The organism is Pedobacter paludisoli (assembly GCF_052344095.1).
In the GTDB taxonomy this organism is placed as follows: Bacteria; Bacteroidota; Bacteroidia; order Sphingobacteriales; family Sphingobacteriaceae; genus Pedobacter.
In genome coordinates this window covers 773,524-790,149 of sequence record NZ_CP179926.1, presented here as the reverse complement: position 1 = coordinate 790,149, position 16,626 = coordinate 773,524, and the positions used below count along the sequence as shown (strand labels likewise).

Genomic DNA, 16,626 nt, shown 5'->3' with positions numbered 1-16,626 from the left:
TAGATTAAAGAAATTTACCGCTGGCTTTTTTAGCAAAACCAATCACTGTTTGAGAACCGCGTCCGAAATTGGATGCTGCTGAACTAATACCAGAGGTTGAAATTATCCAAGTAGAAATACTCGGTACGGTGAACATACAAATCGCTCCAATGAGAAAACTGATGATTACCGTTCCAAAGGAAAGGATTCCATTGCCTGCAAACCAAGCCATCTTCTCCAAATTTGCGGCATCTCCATTTTCGCCTATTAACACTTTATATCTACTAATTTCTGTTGTCATGGCGTATTTTTGCAACAATGCCACCAGATACATAATGAGATAGGCAATTCCTAAATACAAATTGACCGAAACAAAACGTGCAATCCAAGTACTTAAAGAATCGCGAAAGGCTGGTAAAATACTCACTGCTACGGCAAAGGGGCCCAATATTATTAGAATGGTAGAATAAATAATTTGAATCATAAAAATCACATAGGTTGCCAGCCGAAGTATCCATATCCCTAACAATTCAAGCAATTGAGTAAGCAACAACTGCATACCAATCTTTAAGCGGTTTTTCAACTCTATTACCGGGCTAACAACCGTAGACATTCCTTCTTTTATGGTACTGGTTACAGAATCCCAAGCCTTTCCCATCCATGTATCAGATTCCTTTTCGGCCATTTCCGTTTCAGCCTCGAAACTATAAAGCGAATTAGCGACCTTTTGCATGTAATCGGCACGAATGAGCCTAAGGGAGTTTACTTCAGCCTGCTCACTGTTGAACATTTCTTCTGTGCGCGCTGCCACTAAATCCGTTGGAAAAGCAACCATTTTTACAAATGCACCCCACCAAAGAATAATCATCACCAAACCAAAAGGCCTTAATAAAGGCATAACCTCGAGTTTCTTATCTCCTGCAATCATTTCGTAAGATTTGATTGCAAAAAACAAAATCATAAAAATGGCTGCCAACGCTTTTGCGTCTGCAATAAAAAGATCAAAATGTGTCCATATCGATTCTTTTAAACCTTTTAAAATGACCATCATTCCCTCTTCATATACTCCGTTTCCTTGCAAAAACTCAAAAGATTTGCGGTAATCGGTCGTTTGCCCGAAAGTAAGGCTAGTGGACATAACGATGCCCCATGCCAGCAATAAAAACTTTTTCATTTTCCTAATAGTTTAATACTTCCGATTCTGAAGGATTTCTCTTGCAATTTTCACATCCGATTCCGGTGTCCAATTATCAATCTTTACTTCCTGTTTAATTAATCCCTGCCTAATTTTAGTCTTGTTAGGTTCTCTTTGTGCCGTTAGCACTTTATCGGCCCAAAGAGCAGACAACCTTCTATATTCAGCAAGGATGCGGTGATAGGACAATATCCTTGCACCTCTTTCAAGCGTTGTTGATCGAGTTGCATCAAGCCTCTCACTAAGCATACCAATCTCTCTACTATACCAATCTAAAGCGCCACTAGCAATAATTTTTTCGCGTGCATTTTGGGGGACAGTAGCTAAAACTACATCTTGATTAAAATCGATGACTCCCTTAAGTTGTTTTGAATAATACAGCAACCACAATGGATCCGTAGCAGAAAGTAATCCTGACATGCTCGCAATCTGTAAATTTGAGGTCTGGGCTAAGGTATCAGATTGTTTCTCGTAATCTTTGTCAATTTGCTGCATCCCTGCCACTGCACCAAGCCGTTGGCTTTGTGGCCCTGTTGCTGATAAAGGACGAAGGTCTGTTTTCGGGTAATTTGGATGAAGTCCCCAGGTTAACCAGTAATATGGATTAAGTCCTAAAAAGCCAGATTTGGGCGTAAACTTACCTCTATCCCACTGCTTAAAAACCATCCGTTCTTGCTGGTAGGTCACGCTTTCATCCCTAATTTTTTTCTGTGGATATGCTCTGATTACTAAAAAGATCAAGGTGCATACAATCAATAATTTTTTCATGGCTTATTTTTTAAGGTATTTTATTTTTGAAATAATATCGGCAACCAGTTGCCGATCACGGTTGATATACCCTTGAAAGGGATTGAGCATATTAAATACGCCACGAACCTTAGCCCAATACACAGCTTTCCAAGCCCCATACGCAAGTCCTCGAATAATCTTAAGATGGTTTCGCATGGAGGCAATTAAGGCATCCCGGCTATTAAAGTCCATCAAAATATCGCGCTCTTCTTTCACAATAAACTCTGATACCTCAATGATCATAGCCGAGCTCCGTTTCACCATATCTCGGATGATTTGTTCACTGAAGAGTACCAAATAAGGTTCTGAGGAAGCCAGCTTACTCATTTCTACCCCATACTCAATAATCTCTTCGCAAATCGAATACATTTCCTTTACAGCGAGTCCATTCTTTAGTGCCGAATTCACATTTGATAGCGACGAATAAATCATGTTTTGAGCCAAAACAATGCTTGTGGTATTGAGATTGATATTATCTATTGAAGTGGAAATTTTTGAAAGCAGGTCGGTATGCCCAATTTCAGTAGCATTTCTAACTGCTCCATTTTCAATGACGATAGCAAAATGGCTTGCATCAAAAACTGCGCGTTGCGCAAAGAGTTCTAAGGCGATTGTAAAAAACAATAACGTACAAGTTAGTATTTTCATTTTTTCAAGTATTTGGCGTTTTGAAGTATATCCTGAACAATTTTTCGATCAACATCGATATAGTTTGAAAAGGGATTGGCGGAACGGATAAATGCAAAAAGACTTCCGTATTGAAGACTTCGAACCAGTCCAGCCGAGAGATTTCTTAAAAGCGCCATTTCTGAAAGCAGATAATCAAACAATATCTTTCTATCAGATGGTTTCATCTGATTCACAGCGCCTAGTGTAGCGGTAAGACCTATCAAATAATACAGCAAATCACGAGAATGTTCTAAAAAATCAATTTCTCCTTTAAGAACAAAAAGAATGAGAGCAGGATTATTTTGGGCAAGCTCGTATAAAGCAGACTGATCCTGAACAATCTGTTCAACCATGGGAGCCGCTTGCGTTCCGATATCCAAAAGTGCAATTGCCGTCCCTAACGTATTAAAGCGAGCTTGCAACTCTCGATAGCGATTTTTTAATTTAACTAGCAAGGTTTTATTTGCCTCCTCATTAATTGTATTTACAGCTTGTCTGTCTCTGGCTGTCAATTGTCGTTCGTGCTCATTTTTAGAATCTGCTACCAATTGATGGATTACCGGAATATTAAGTGATTTTTGTTGTGCTTGAGCGCTCTGCACACAAAAAGCTAAGACCAGCCATAGTACCAGCCTTCTCATCGCTTCAAGTATTTAGCACTGGAGATAACATCGTTTGCAATTCGCACGTCCATATTTACCCAATCCGACCAAGGATTAAGCGAAGCGAATATCCCTCTCATCTTGGCCCAATACATTGCTCGATGCATCCCATAGGAAGTTCCGCGTAGTATGCGCATTTCAGAGGCAATGTGGTTCAGCAATTTTGAGCGTTCACCGGCATCCATGAGATTATCTCGTCCTCCTTTGAGTACAAATGCACTTACTTCTGAGCCAAGTCGAATGGCTCTTGCTCGAAACTCGCGTGCATTCTGCTCCGCAAAAAGCAATAGCAAGGGATTGGCTCTTGCTAACTCAACAGCCTTTTCTACATCTGCTACAACATCCAATCCTATATCGGTAATCTCCTTGACGGAAATCAGGTTATTGAGTATGGCCGATACCTCGCTTAATCCTTTGTAAATTTTATCCTGCATTTCATTGACCACCACCAATTGTCCTGTAACCAACATTTGTCCCTTGGATATTAAGCTAAGATTATCATTTGTACGATCAAGCTGTCTATTGATTACAGAAGAATGGGTTAAAATGGCTCCTGAGGTCATAGGATCCACGTAAAGAGTTTGTGCCTGTATGCTTGCGCACAACAAAACACAGAAAATACTAAACAATACTTTCATGATACCTGATTTTTAATTAAAAAATACCTTGTTTAAGAGGATGAATTGATTTTTTTGACAAAATCTGTTAAGGAAAGTGAGCTATTTTCGAAATCGAAGATAAAAGCATTAAGTGCTTCAGAATATGTTTCGAATCGCCTCAAGTACTTTTCTATGGCTAGTTTTTCCGGTTTTTCAGTGGTATACGTCATGTATTGAGCGAGCGAAACCTCTACTCCATAAACTTCTCCTATATCACCTCTGCGGATGTAGACTTCTTTAAATGGACTGCGTCCTTGATGATTATCGAGCTGATTGATGCTAAAAATTTTATTCCTTTCAGCGCTTGTAATCGAAAGCATTGCAGCTATCTCATCGTAATTATCCCGAAACTTCGCTTGATCTAGTAGAATAACTGTAGATGAACTACTTACAATCGTATCTTTGACCACCACATTACCAACCACATCTGCCAAATCTTGCGTTACCAGCATCACTTCTCCCCAAAATTTACGTACAGTTTTATAGAGGTAAACCAAAAATCCAACCATCAAAGGAGAAGATATCGCTTTCCAGGCCTCCTCTATTATGATCGCTTTGCGCTGAAAATTTCGATGCCTCATCTTTTGGATAAAAATATCCATGATAATGAGTGTAACAATTGGAAAAAGTATTCGGTGATCTTTTAGGTTATCTATTTCGAATATAATTAAGCGTTCATTCAGCAGAGAACTATCTGCATCCTCATTGAGAATTGTTCCAAACTCTCCTCCACTGCAAAACTTGCGCAGAATAAACTTGAAACTATCGAAATCAAAAGGAACACTATTTTCTTTCATGATTTCGGGAATCTTGACTACTGAATAGCCGTAAAAGGAATCAAAGTCCAACTTCTTAATTCCAGAGGACTCTCTAGCTGAAAACCATTTAGCGTAATACGAACTGATAACTTCTGAAATTACATCTCTTTCTAACTGAGTTGCCTCTCCTTCAGGACCTTTTAAACAAAGCAGAATAAGCGTTAGAATAAAATCCTTCTTTTCAATCGTATATTCTTGTTCTGAAATGGCAAAGGGATTCATCGTAATTGGGCAATTGTCACTATAGGTAATGTACCTTCCCTTAGCATACCGGCTAAGTCCTGAATAGGAATGCCCCGTATCAATGATTACGACATCCATATTGTATAAGAGGTACTGTTCTAAAAGTGAATTCATAAAAAAGGATTTGCCAGTTCCAGACGGACCTAATACAAATTTATTTCTGTTGCTAATCCTTCCCGTAGACATCGGTACATCCGCAGGATCAATTGAAATGGGTATTCCTACTCTATCGGTAAATCGAACCAAAAAGCCTGATTTCTCATCCTTTGCCAAACTTTCTTTGAAAAACAAACAGATCGCCGCTTCAGCAGTTGTTAAAAACCAATCGTACTTTCTAAGTTCTGCAGCATTGCCCGGAAAAGAGGTTCTAAACAATTCAAGTTGGTTATATGCGTTTTTACTGGGGATAATTCCTGCTCTGAAAAGTGAACTTTCAATGTAGTTATATGCCCGGCTAAGCAATGCTTTTTCAGCACAAACGATAATATTGAAATGTGCATTTACCAGCAAATTACCATCACGTGCAACATCATCGAGCAATAAAGTAATATCTTCCACACATAAATTATTGGCCGGATCAGGAATACCACTGTGCCGTTTACGCTTAAGCTCCATCTGCCGAACTACCGTCCTCTGATACGGAATTTCCAAAAGTTGATTGTAAAGAATGGAGTTACAATCAGGAACCTTAAAAAGAAAAGATAAAATATCGGCTGGAAATCCTTTTAAACTTTCCTTATCCGATAATTTTACCGAGGTAGGCAATAATGCCGGCAAATCCACTTGGTCGATATTAATTAAGGAGACCGAACGGAAAGAGCGTGTTCCAATGTTTACTTCTGTATCATTTGGATAGTAGTTATCCAGAGAAATTGGTCCATCGCTAAAATCCATTGCCATGATTCTCATGATAAACAAATTGATTTCTCTTTCTCTGAGTATTCTTGGCTTCATCCCGAAAGCACCCAACATATCCAACACCTTAGCTATAGTAATCTTAAATTCCGCTAAAAGTTTTTTATCGTGTACGTACAGTGTTCCCTTTCGAACCTGCCTGGTTATGGTCAATACTGTTTCCAGTTTTACATAACTTCTTCCATCAAAATGGCGATTAAAACTATCTTGCAGAAATTCGCTTGCTACTTCATAATTATATTGAACTCTGTTAATGATGTCTTGTTTTTGCAAGGTGTATCCCTCGCCAACAAGTCTGGCTAAGTTGGAAAAGATATCGTGAAAATTATCATATTCACGATAATCTCCTCCAAAACAAATGACCGGATTGGTCAATGAAATTAACACAGAGAATTCTCCATTCATTCCGTACAAAATATCCAAATCTGCACCTATATCAATTCCCAAATAGGGGATTCTAAATTCTTTTTGCTTTACCATAAAGATTGATTTTTGAAAGATGATTGATGTGGAGATAAATACCTTTGGAAGAAGTCTTATCGTGGAGTCCTCTTTCTTGACGTAGTCCGATGTAAAAAAAACCTGCAATAATTAGCAGTATCATTAGCGTTGCGCCAACATACATATTAATCAATGCCATACTTAATGCGCCCAATACCAATGACAGCAACAAAATTCCAACGCCCCAATAAATGTATTTCCCTTTGAACCCTTTATACGTTAAAGGGCGTTGAAGGCCCCTGTAAACTGGAAAATGCTTTTCCATCCTTACAAGCCGAAAAAGGCCTTTACAATAAGCGAGGATAACACTAAAAAAAGACAGGATCCACCCCAGCCCATCAGTTCTTTATTGATGTCTTGATCACCGCTATTCCACTTAGAATAAACCCGGATACCTCCAACAATTCCGACTAAACCTCCGATTACTAGAGCAATATTGGTAGCCGGATCAACATAGGTCTTAAGGGTACTGGTGGCTGTATTGAGTCCATTGACTCCGCTCTGTGCCATAACAAATTCGTTAATAGTGCACAGGTATAAAAAAATAATTACCCTTAGATTTTTGATTTTTTTCATTTTGATAAAGATTAAATGTGATTAATGGGAAATAAAAAAATCGCACTAGGCGATTAATAAATTGGAAGTAATTAGAGTCCCAAGAGATGAACCAAAACGATATTCATCACGATGATGAATAGTGCGGAGAAGAACCAAGCGGGTATATCTGTACTAACATCTTTCCCCATCTGCATCTTATGATACACCTGTATTGCCCCAGCAATGGAAATCAGTGCTGCCAATACATAGGATAAATCGGACATCGAAAAAAAAGACTCACGGACAAAATTCCTTGCTTCAGCCATCTCTTCGATCCCTGGTTGAGCATGAACTACCTGCCATGATATCAAACCCATAATCAGGATTAAAAAACCGCAGCGTTTCATATTAAAAGGATACTGAAGAGGTATATTCAATGGATTCAGAACGTGCGAGAGCAAAGAGTTCCTTGATTGAAACGCCACCTGAGAACACGATTGGAGGTTCTCCCATCTCTCCATCGTCAACAAAATAATCGATTTCTTCGTCTTCAATCTCTTTCAAAGAAACCTTTTCAGCTTCTAGATAATCGACAAGGAAAGTGTATTCCATCTCTGAATCTTCTTTTCGCTCATTCTTTGAAAGATCATAGGTAATCATCCCAGCGTAATAACATGCATATGCGCACATCATCCACAGTAAAAATTGAATCCAACTCATAGCTCAAAATTTTCTAATGTTGATTTAATAAACTTTTTGATCTCAGGATGCTCTTGAAAAAGCCTATGTAAGGCAAATGCAATAACTCGGTTCATGTCTAGCCCTGAAGCTAATTTAAGTCGGTTTAACAGTTGCACTGTACGGCTATCAAGTCTTGGATGGAGCATATGTGTATTGCGCGAACAATCGAAATCGCGAATAAGTCCGATAATTTCGATTTCCTTTTCCTTGGCTTTTTTTTCTGCCTTGGAATTAACTTCTTTACTTACCGGATCCTTATTTGATGGAACGATTTCTGGTGTGCGAATGCTCTTTCTTAGCGCATCCGCCATTGTCGTGATCTCTACTTTCATATTTATTTTTGTTTAATTGCGCATGTAAGAATGTGATCGCTATAAATTTGTTCAAACACTGGAAGAATCACAGGAAAAAGGGATAGTGGTGTATGAAAAGTATCCGTCCTTTGAAAATCTACCCGATCGGAAATGGTCGCAGTAATCTTTCCAAACTTTGATAACTGAGCTTGAACATCCTCAGCGGTATCGTATCTCACATTTCCTTTAATTCTGTTCGGAATGAAAATTAATTGCCCTGTTGGATTGATTTTTTTGAGTACCACTGAAAACAGCACCGTCGAATCAAAACTAAATTCATCGTATGCAAAGGGACAGAGGATTAAATCGGCTGCACTGAAAACAGGAATTAACCCATCGTCATCTAACTTCCCTGGTAAATCAATGATAACAATATGCTCCATGTCTTGACTTAATATCGTATACATGGAAGGAAAGTGTTCTAAACCAGCGGCTATAATTTCGTATTGCTGAGGATGTTCCACACTCTTAGCCTTTTCAAATTTCTGCGCCAGCGACTGCTGGTAATCCATATCAATAACCGTTACCTTTCTTTTTTTAACGAGCGTTAAAAAGTTGGCTAATAACAGAGTAAGCGTACTCTTTCCCGCTCCACCCTTCTGGTTTCCTATAATAATCAGCATAAATATTTTTTTTAGTTTAACGTGTATTCGTCCGAGCCTTTCCCTTTCTCTGCCGGTTACGGCCATGAAAGGCCTCATCGTCAATATCTTCTTTAAGGTTTATTTTAGGGATAGGAGCGTCATAATTAACAGGAACATTTTGTTTAGAGAGAACATAATCTACCTCGACTTTAGGTTCGGCAAAAGATACTCGGTATTCCTCCGCTTGAGTTACATCCGAATTATCAGAGGATATGTCATGGAGAATTTCGCGTATAGGCATTACCTCAAATCCTTTAAGAACAGATTTTGTAGCATGATCCATAATTGTATATCCATAGGGGGCTTTCCCATCACTGGAATGAAAAACCAATTTAAGCCCTAAGCGCTTATGAATCTGTGTAGCAAAAAAATCAAGTTTTGAACTAATACTCTGACTTGGAGTAGTTTGATTATTCTTTAATAGCAAAGAAATTTCTTTTTTAAAAATTGCCGCCAGTTGCCTAGCTCTTTTTCTATCTGAAACATAGCCTTTGCCAATATTGTCAAACTCATCTTTCTTCAACTTCTGACTAGTTCCATCTGAGAGTATAACCGTGATTGCATCCTTTTCCATGCGAAGCTCGAAGCCTACATCTTCTAGGAGAGTTCTAATTTGAGCGAATGTTGAAAATCTATATTGTAGCATTTGATTGAGCAATGACTCATTTGCTATTTGCTTATTACGTATAGCAGACAATGTTTTAACTGCACGAATCTTCTCAAATGCTGAAGAAATTTTAAAGCCATTTTTATCAACTCTGGTCGAAACAATATGAACATGATTGTTTTGCGTATCCTTATGAAAAATAATCAAATACGGGTTTTGGCCATATCCCATTTCAATTAGCCACTTCTCGGCCACTTCCATCAGTTCATATTTAGAAGTTCCTTTTCCCTTAGCAGATATTACCGCATGAAGTTGAGGCTTAATAACCTTCTTATTGATAGCAGAAACGGACTTAAGGTAATTAATGAAATCCTGAGGCCCCAATTTTTTCGTAGACATCAGTGCTCCAAAATTTTTAACCCTTAGAAGCTCTCCTTTGCCCGATTGCATCTTCTCATGATTATACCTTACCCCAGCAAATGAGCCAGATGGGGCCAGTATCTTTACAATCATATAACTGGTTAATTTAAAAACAATGAACTTGATAACAACCGAACAACATACATTGATAACTTGTTACAAAGATTTGGGTAGAACTAGCTACTCTGTTACTTAGTTATCCTGTTCAATAAAAACTGTAGAACTTTGAAACTAGCTCGCTGTAGAGCATGCGAACAATAAAACCAGTTCGTTTGCTACCTGAATAACTATATAGCTTAAGATTTTGATACCATTCTAAGAATTTTGCGAATATCCGTTTCTATTGATTTCATCAAACTACTGTGTTTCTCTAATTCTAATAGATACCTATTGATTATTACTGCCGAAAGAATTCTTCGCCTGTTTAGTACATTCGCGTATCTCGCTAGTTGATTAATGTTGTTTCCAGATCTTGAAAGTTCAAGGCCTACTTGATCCAAACTCGCCAAAAGTGCTCTAGCATCAAAAATCAATTGTGGATTTACCTCGAGTACCTTTTTTCTAATAATATCTGCCTTGGTAAGACCCAATAGTTTTTCTAACTGCTGTACAAAAGTGAATTCTTCGTCAGAGAAACGTACATCTATCTTTCGGCTTCGCTTTCCTTTGATTATATGTGGTCTTCCTACTTGTTTTTTTCTTTTTTCCATAACCCATCTTATACTAAAGAAGAAAATGAGTTGCGAATTTTCTTAGCCCTTCTAGCTTCATCGGAGGAACGAACGATAAGAAGCTGGAAGGCAAGATTCTTTTTGGCGGGAATGATTCGGCAGGAATTATTGTCGGACAAAAAGACATCTTGCAGGGATATAGAATCAAAGCTTTAATTCATATTTCTACTGATTATACGTTAACAATTTCCTTAATCAAACTCCTCTATATATCGAACAAAAGCGTCCTTTCACAAAAGAGTTGTAGTCAAAACAAAAAATAAAATGCTTAACAGAAATAGCATTAAAACAAAAAAGGGACCCCAAGGGATCCCTCCTACCTAAACTAAAAACTAAAAAACTAAGTTCTTAAAGCGGTATATCGGGATTACTTACGTCAGTCCATACAGACCGGGCTCTTGCCTGCCCCTGCGCTTTCGTATTTTGATATAATCTCAACTTCGCAGGATTTTCCGTTTTCACAGAATAATGCTTCATCCCCCAATGTCAAAGAACAGGTGTCAAACACCTATCTATTTCTTTATTTTAAAATCTTGGTTCTTATCCAATTCAGATTTTATTTTCATGCTATCTTTAATCTAGTTACTCAGTTATCACCTGAGCTTTAAAACCCGATAACTTGTTTCTCTGATCAAACTTATGCGAGAAAATCAGCGAGCAGAATTTTTGGCCAGAATTGGCCTAAATTGAACTTTAGATGACCTGAAAATGGCCTTTAACAGAATGAAATAACTTAATTCAACGAAAGGTAGGATAGAAAAATTCAGTCGCTAAAAGGAAGCTATTTTTCAGAATAGAATTCGATTATTGATATAGGGATATAAGAAAAAGCGATTTGATTTAGGAAAATAAATCAATTGGAAAGTTCAAGGACTAGTATATGGACTAAAGCCCATCAGCTCTTGTTAAATTCACAAGAGCTTCAACAACAACAGATCAAATGATTCCCTCATCTTTAAAGCTATAATAATTGTCATTGCAAATGATTAAGTGATCAAGAATGACAATATCGAGTACTTCTGCTATCTGACAGATTTTCTTTGTCAGATTGATATCTTGTGAACTAGGGTTAGATTCTCCAGATGGATGATTGTGCGACAAAATCATACCGCTCGCACAGCTTTTCAGAGCGATCGCAAAAATCACCTTCAGATCTGTAACAGTACCCGATATTCCTCCTTGCGAAATATTTGCGATTCCAAGTACGCGGTTTCTTCTATTCAGAAGTACAATTTTAAATTCTTCAAGTAATTCTAGCTTGTGTTCGCACCAGTTATCTAAAATTACTTCATACGCTGACCTTGAACTTACTATTTGTGGTCTTTGAGAGGGTTTAAATTTCGGCCGATAGCTAATTTCAATTTCTTCTACCTGATAAAATGACTTTTCCATATTATTCTGATTTAATTATGGTACCGTCATTGGTTTTATTCTCCGTTAAAGCATAAGAAGCAACGGAATAAATGGGCGGTGCGAAACTGGCAAAGAGGGTTTATGCCGGAATTTCTTAATGCGTACGGTTGATAAAACCTAAATTTGTACAGGAATTAAAGGGGATAATTTCTCAAAAGAATATTTGAGTTTAGAAGTAAAGTAGAAACCTCGGTGTTGTTGACCACTTGATTTCATAGGAAACAGGAAAAAACGACCTCTTAAATCAATTTCATTTTTGGCGAAAGGAGGTTCAGTCAACCCTGACTTTTCCATCATAGGTAATAACTTAACCCAAAGCGTGATGTATTTTGGAATATAGCATATTTACCAGTACTAAAAGTATATGAAAACTCAATTTTTAAGTTTTTCACACCAGCTCCAAAACCAGTAGAAAAATATCCTTGCTTATTTTCATTATGATACCCTGCTCTTACCGCAATTTTTCCACGATAAGTATATTCTAATCCACTAAGTAAAATAGTCCCATAACCTTCCATTCCTTCATTTATTGGAGTTCCTGCTTCTAAAATCATCGAAAAACTTCCATCATCGGGACTAATAAATGTATAGCTTCCTCCTACATTAATCAAAGTAGGTAATGGTAACTTCTCAGCCCCATAAATCATTTTTGGGCCGATATTAGAAAAGTGAATTCCTAAAGATATCCGATTCTTTACTAAACTCTGAGTATAAAACAGTCCTACTTCAGCAGCAACTCCTTTTCCTGTATTAGCAGATGAATTTCCAAGTTCGTTTGCCCTTAGATTGCAATTAATGTATTTAACTGTTGTCGAAATCGAGAAAGAATCAAATAGCTTTCTAATATATGCCATATCAAATGAAATATCACTTGGTGTATAAATGCCCACAGCGTTACCAACATCATCCGAAAACTCTACCTTTCCCAATGAATAGTACTTAATAGAAGTAGCAATTACCTCTCTTTCTTTTGTTCTATAAAATCCGCTCAAATAAAGTAAATTTCTATCCTGAATAAGTTTTCTTTGCAGTGGAGTAAATGTAAACCCAATGCCCAACTCCTCTTCTGCAAAGGCATATTTAGCAGGATTTCGATTCATCGAATACACATCAGTAGAGGTAGCTACCCCAGCATCTCCAATTGCACTTGATCTCGAATCAGGCGCAATCAATAGAAAGGGGGCTGCAACCTTTACTGTTTTTTGAGCAACAACGATGGAATAAGAAAATAGCAAAACCAGAAATGCAATAGCTTTAATTAGTCTTAGCACTGTGATTAATGTTTAATTACTATTTGCTTTTTATTTAACACGCCATCAACTTCAATGTGCAGATAGTATGTTCCATCCGATACTTGACTGGTGTCCATTATTCCCGAATTTCCTTCTATACTCTGCGTAACAATTTTACTCATTTGCTCGTTGTACAATATTGCAGTAATTGGGGCTTTCACTATTTTTGCACTCTGTTTTGCCGTTCTTACAAATGTAACAACCTGTCCTGAATCCTCCGTTTGAGCTGTTTTAGCTGTGGAACTTTCATCAGTTTGACCACCTAATGAAATTGTAATCTGATTGTTTGCAGGGTTTGGAAAAACACTTAGTGTATTTGATGACATTGCTGTACCACAATTCTTGTAATAAAATCCTACCTCATACCAATCAGTAGGCGTATCACAATATGAAATCGATTTAACTCTAACATCTAGTACGTAATAGCCTGGTTCTGCATATGCTGGTAATCGAAATGCTCTGCTTGGATTCTGCGCATAATTTGTAATTAATCCGGAAAGTGCTAGTCCGTAATTGCCCTCTGTTGGACCCCACATTTGATATTCTAGAACCAATCCCGATTCTGAAGTTAATTCATTCAAAGAGATGTTGAATGTATTAACATAATCATCATAATCATAAGCGTGATTACAAAGATCGCTACCTCCACCTAAACCATTTGAGTTTGTCTCAACATTCAAAACATAATAAGGGTTGCCTACTTTGATTATTATTGCTTGCAATTGTATTACATCGCAGCCAACTGCCCCCCCTGACACTTCCGCAGTTAAAATAACTTGCCCCACATCTAGTTTATTAAGAACCATATCCGGAGAATTCACGTCACTGATACTAACTATCCCTTCTTGATTCAGCTTCCATTTAACTGAAGCTCCAACAGGAAGGTTTATAATACTATAATTTGCGGACTCGCAAATTGCAGATGGACCAATTATTGCAAGATTGCTAATACATGTCTTCACACAAGATAATGTTGGATCTTGCCACTTTAATATCCAATCAGAACTTAGTTGCGTAAATGAAGTATGTAATTGATTCTCCTGTGGAGCATAATAATTATTTACATCACTAGGGTTTAAACAATTGACACTTTGACATAGATTACTTTTTAATTTTTGCCATGGTTGAGAAATGGCGAGTGAACTTACTGTCGGAACAAAGCAAAATTTAGGTTGTTTTACCAATGCTGAAACCTCCGAAAAAAAATCTTGAATACCTCCACCAGTTAAGCCATTTACATCTAATCCAAAATTATTCATATCATACACCCCTCCAGGTGCATTATCTAAAGGTAGCATTTCCGATGTTGAATTAATTCTCATTTTAACGAAATAACTAGTTGAATTAATTATCCATGCAAGTTTTCTCTTTATGTATATATCTCCCCTATATAATTCTGCGATTCCTCCTTCCGGAACAGCATTCACTCTAAAGTCTAAATTTAAAGAAGTTCTAGTCGAAATTGAGCTTAGTGGAAACTGAATGAACAAATTCATAGCATTTACATTTCCACCTTGTATGGCTATTGGAATATACGGCCCTGCAATAGTCATTAATGCTGAACGGAACAAGTTTCCTATATAGGTCATTGGTTTATAGCCGCTAATTTCCAAAAGGGAGCTATTTGCTGGAAATAAATTCTCACCTCCACAACTACCATTACTAATTGTAAGATTTTTGCTGTTTACAGGCCAGCCCATATTATTCAATTCGGTGAAAAATGATTGGCTAATGGAATTATCAGGATTTAATGTGTTTCCAGAAAGCTGGTATCGTTGTATCAACATCTGCCTTGCAGCAATACTATTAAATGCACTCTGAGCCACCATTAATTCAGGAAACATATCTCTGTAATCAAGAACAATTGGAGGATAGTCAAATGTTGCACTTACTCCATTTATAATCTTAAAAGGAGCTAAATGTTGAACAGCAACTTGAAAAGCTACAGGCACGTTCGCACCATGGTGAGGTGTATCGTGCGTAATAAATAGCCTTGTTTCATGAGATAAATTATTTAACTCCATGTCTCTTAATGCATATCGACCAACTAAGCCTCCCATGCTTAGCCCCACTACAATGTTGCTTTGCCTGATGCCATTATAGTTTATCTTTCTATTGTTTACCATCTCAATCACTTTCTCAAGCAGATAGGCATTTCTCTGTATATAGTCAGTCGCCTGACTAAAATTTAAAAAGATTAAATCATAACTATTTATGTCATCTAATTGATCATTCAAGTTTATGTAAGATGAGAAAACTTGATTTTCATCATACGTAATTGAGTTAGTAAAGGAGGTAAAAGTAAAACTGTTATACATATCAAATCCTTCAATTACGATTAAAGGTTTCTGTATTTGTCCCGAATTGTTATTGAGCGACAATTGCACTGTAATGTCCCCAGATGCAAACACCCCTAAATATGCCTTGCTTGCTGTAACGACTTCATTTGTGATGATATTTCCCGTATTAGGCCCAAAGCGTTGACTTTCTATTTTTCCTTCCTGATAACTTTGTAGGCTATTGTTATTTTCATCTTGAGTTGGATATACCATTAATTTGGTATGCGCATAAGCAACTGAAGAATCAGTATATGTTATTCTTATAGCTATAGGAACAATGCCTAACTCCGTTAAATTAATACTAAAGGGAGAATTAAAATTTACAATTTGAAAGGTTCCAGACTCTCCAACATCTATACCTATATTTCCAATAGTCTTTCCTGTATTACTGAAAAACATCTCTGGTCTAAAAATAACACTATTATTTCCAGTAACAGCTGCTTGCCTTAGTGGTGCAACTGCAAAGAGCTGTTTATTTTGATAAGGACTTTGATTTCTTCCAGAAACATCAAACATTTGGTCATTATTAACTGTAATCAAGTTTGCACTTAAAGCGTCTTCACGCATACTTTGATAAGTATAATGCATAACAGCAAAGGTAATTGGCTGTCCAACTATCGAATAATTATTTATTTGATTATTAACAGATTCTAAAGTTACAAGATTAGCAATATCATTAATTTGGGAACTGTAAACACTTGCGTAAAGCAATCTCCACTCTTGAATCCCAACATAATTTGAATTTGTGAGTGAGACTCCATCATAATCAGCAAGTGGCATAAATTCAATACCGTAATCGCTCATTAATCCGGTCGTAATCTGTGTCTTATCTAAATGTTGAAAAATATATTTAGATTTACCATAATAAGTAGTTGTATCCTGTTGAGCATGGGCAGCGGAAAATATTAGCCATAATATAGCTAAGAGAGCAGTAATTCTTTTCATAAAAATTTAAGAGGGTTTAGTATGTTAAATCAAAGCAACTATCTGTGATGTTGACAGTGCCGCAATTATCGGTTCGGATATCGCACCAAAAAGTTCCCGAAATAATTCTACTTTTAGTAACAATTTTAGAAATAGAAATCTCGCCATCAGATGATTAGACTTCATGAAAACTTT

The 16,626-nt window shown here is 37.1% G+C and carries 17 protein-coding genes; all 17 read right to left on the bottom strand.

Going from position 1 to position 16,626, the window contains the following annotated elements; all coding sequences use genetic code 11:
• Nucleotides 1–4 precede the first annotated feature (4 nt).
• The gene (locus tag ACJVDK_RS03130; RefSeq protein ID WP_443938834.1) at nt 5–1,153 is read right to left on the bottom strand and encodes a plasmid transfer protein; all 1,149 of its coding nucleotides are present in this window, start codon (nt 1,151–1,153) and stop codon (nt 5–7) included.
• 12 nt (nt 1,154–1,165) lie between these two features.
• Nucleotides 1,166–1,942 (bottom strand): hypothetical protein, encoded by a 777-nt coding sequence (locus ACJVDK_RS03125; RefSeq protein ID WP_443938833.1) that lies wholly within the window; start codon nt 1,940–1,942, stop codon nt 1,166–1,168.
• 3 nt (nt 1,943–1,945) lie between these two features.
• Complete coding sequence (locus tag ACJVDK_RS03120; RefSeq protein WP_443938832.1) at nt 1,946–2,611, bottom strand: hypothetical protein; 666 nt, start codon at nt 2,609–2,611, stop codon at nt 1,946–1,948.
• Entirely contained in the window at nt 2,608–3,273 is a 666-nt protein-coding gene (locus ACJVDK_RS03115; protein ID WP_443938831.1) for a hypothetical protein, read from the bottom strand. Before ACJVDK_RS03115 ends, ACJVDK_RS03120 begins: the two co-directional genes overlap by 4 nt.
• A complete protein-coding gene (locus ACJVDK_RS03110; protein WP_443938830.1) occupies nt 3,270–3,932 on the bottom strand; it encodes a hypothetical protein in 663 nt (220 codons plus the stop codon). Before ACJVDK_RS03110 ends, ACJVDK_RS03115 begins: the two co-directional genes overlap by 4 nt.
• A 32-nt stretch (nt 3,933–3,964) precedes the next feature.
• A complete protein-coding gene (locus ACJVDK_RS03105; RefSeq protein WP_443938829.1) occupies nt 3,965–6,409 on the bottom strand; it encodes a TraG family conjugative transposon ATPase in 2,445 nt (814 codons plus the stop codon).
• Nucleotides 6,387–6,695: a plasmid transfer protein gene (locus ACJVDK_RS03100; RefSeq protein ID WP_443938828.1), complete on the bottom strand. Its 309-nt coding sequence runs from the start codon at nt 6,693–6,695 to the stop codon at nt 6,387–6,389. Before ACJVDK_RS03100 ends, ACJVDK_RS03105 begins: the two co-directional genes overlap by 23 nt.
• A gap of 2 nt (nt 6,696–6,697) precedes the next feature.
• On the bottom strand, nt 6,698–7,006 hold the full coding sequence (locus ACJVDK_RS03095; RefSeq protein ID WP_443938827.1) for a DUF4134 domain-containing protein: 309 nt from the start codon (nt 7,004–7,006) through the stop codon (nt 6,698–6,700).
• A 71-nt stretch (nt 7,007–7,077) separates the two neighbouring features.
• Nucleotides 7,078–7,374, bottom strand: coding sequence for a DUF4134 family protein (locus ACJVDK_RS03090; protein ID WP_443938826.1), 297 nt, complete (start codon nt 7,372–7,374; stop codon nt 7,078–7,080).
• Nucleotide 7,375: 1 nt separating this feature from the next.
• The gene (locus ACJVDK_RS03085; RefSeq protein WP_443938825.1) at nt 7,376–7,687 is read right to left on the bottom strand and encodes a hypothetical protein; all 312 of its coding nucleotides are present in this window, start codon (nt 7,685–7,687) and stop codon (nt 7,376–7,378) included.
• Entirely contained in the window at nt 7,684–8,040 is a 357-nt protein-coding gene (locus ACJVDK_RS03080; protein ID WP_443938824.1) for a hypothetical protein, read from the bottom strand. Before ACJVDK_RS03080 ends, ACJVDK_RS03085 begins: the two co-directional genes overlap by 4 nt.
• 2 nt (nt 8,041–8,042) lie before the next feature.
• Nucleotides 8,043–8,684, bottom strand: a complete 642-nt coding sequence (locus tag ACJVDK_RS03075; protein ID WP_443938823.1) for a ParA family protein — start codon at nt 8,682–8,684, stop codon at nt 8,043–8,045.
• A gap of 16 nt (nt 8,685–8,700) precedes the next feature.
• On the bottom strand, nt 8,701–9,825 hold the full coding sequence (locus ACJVDK_RS03070) for a relaxase/mobilization nuclease domain-containing protein (RefSeq protein WP_443938822.1): 1,125 nt from the start codon (nt 9,823–9,825) through the stop codon (nt 8,701–8,703).
• A gap of 203 nt (nt 9,826–10,028) precedes the next feature.
• Nucleotides 10,029–10,442 (bottom strand): plasmid mobilization protein, encoded by a 414-nt coding sequence (locus ACJVDK_RS03065; protein WP_443938821.1) that lies wholly within the window; start codon nt 10,440–10,442, stop codon nt 10,029–10,031.
• 957 nt (nt 10,443–11,399) lie between these two features.
• Nucleotides 11,400–11,855, bottom strand: a complete 456-nt coding sequence (locus ACJVDK_RS03060; RefSeq protein WP_443938820.1) for a JAB domain-containing protein — start codon at nt 11,853–11,855, stop codon at nt 11,400–11,402.
• Between the two features lie 314 nt (nt 11,856–12,169).
• On the bottom strand, nt 12,170–13,147 hold the full coding sequence (locus ACJVDK_RS03055; RefSeq protein ID WP_443938819.1) for a PorV/PorQ family protein: 978 nt from the start codon (nt 13,145–13,147) through the stop codon (nt 12,170–12,172).
• Nucleotides 13,148–13,152: 5 nt separating this feature from the next.
• Nucleotides 13,153–16,452, bottom strand: a complete 3,300-nt coding sequence (locus ACJVDK_RS03050; RefSeq protein ID WP_443938818.1) for a hypothetical protein — start codon at nt 16,450–16,452, stop codon at nt 13,153–13,155.
• Nucleotides 16,453–16,626 lie beyond the last annotated feature (174 nt).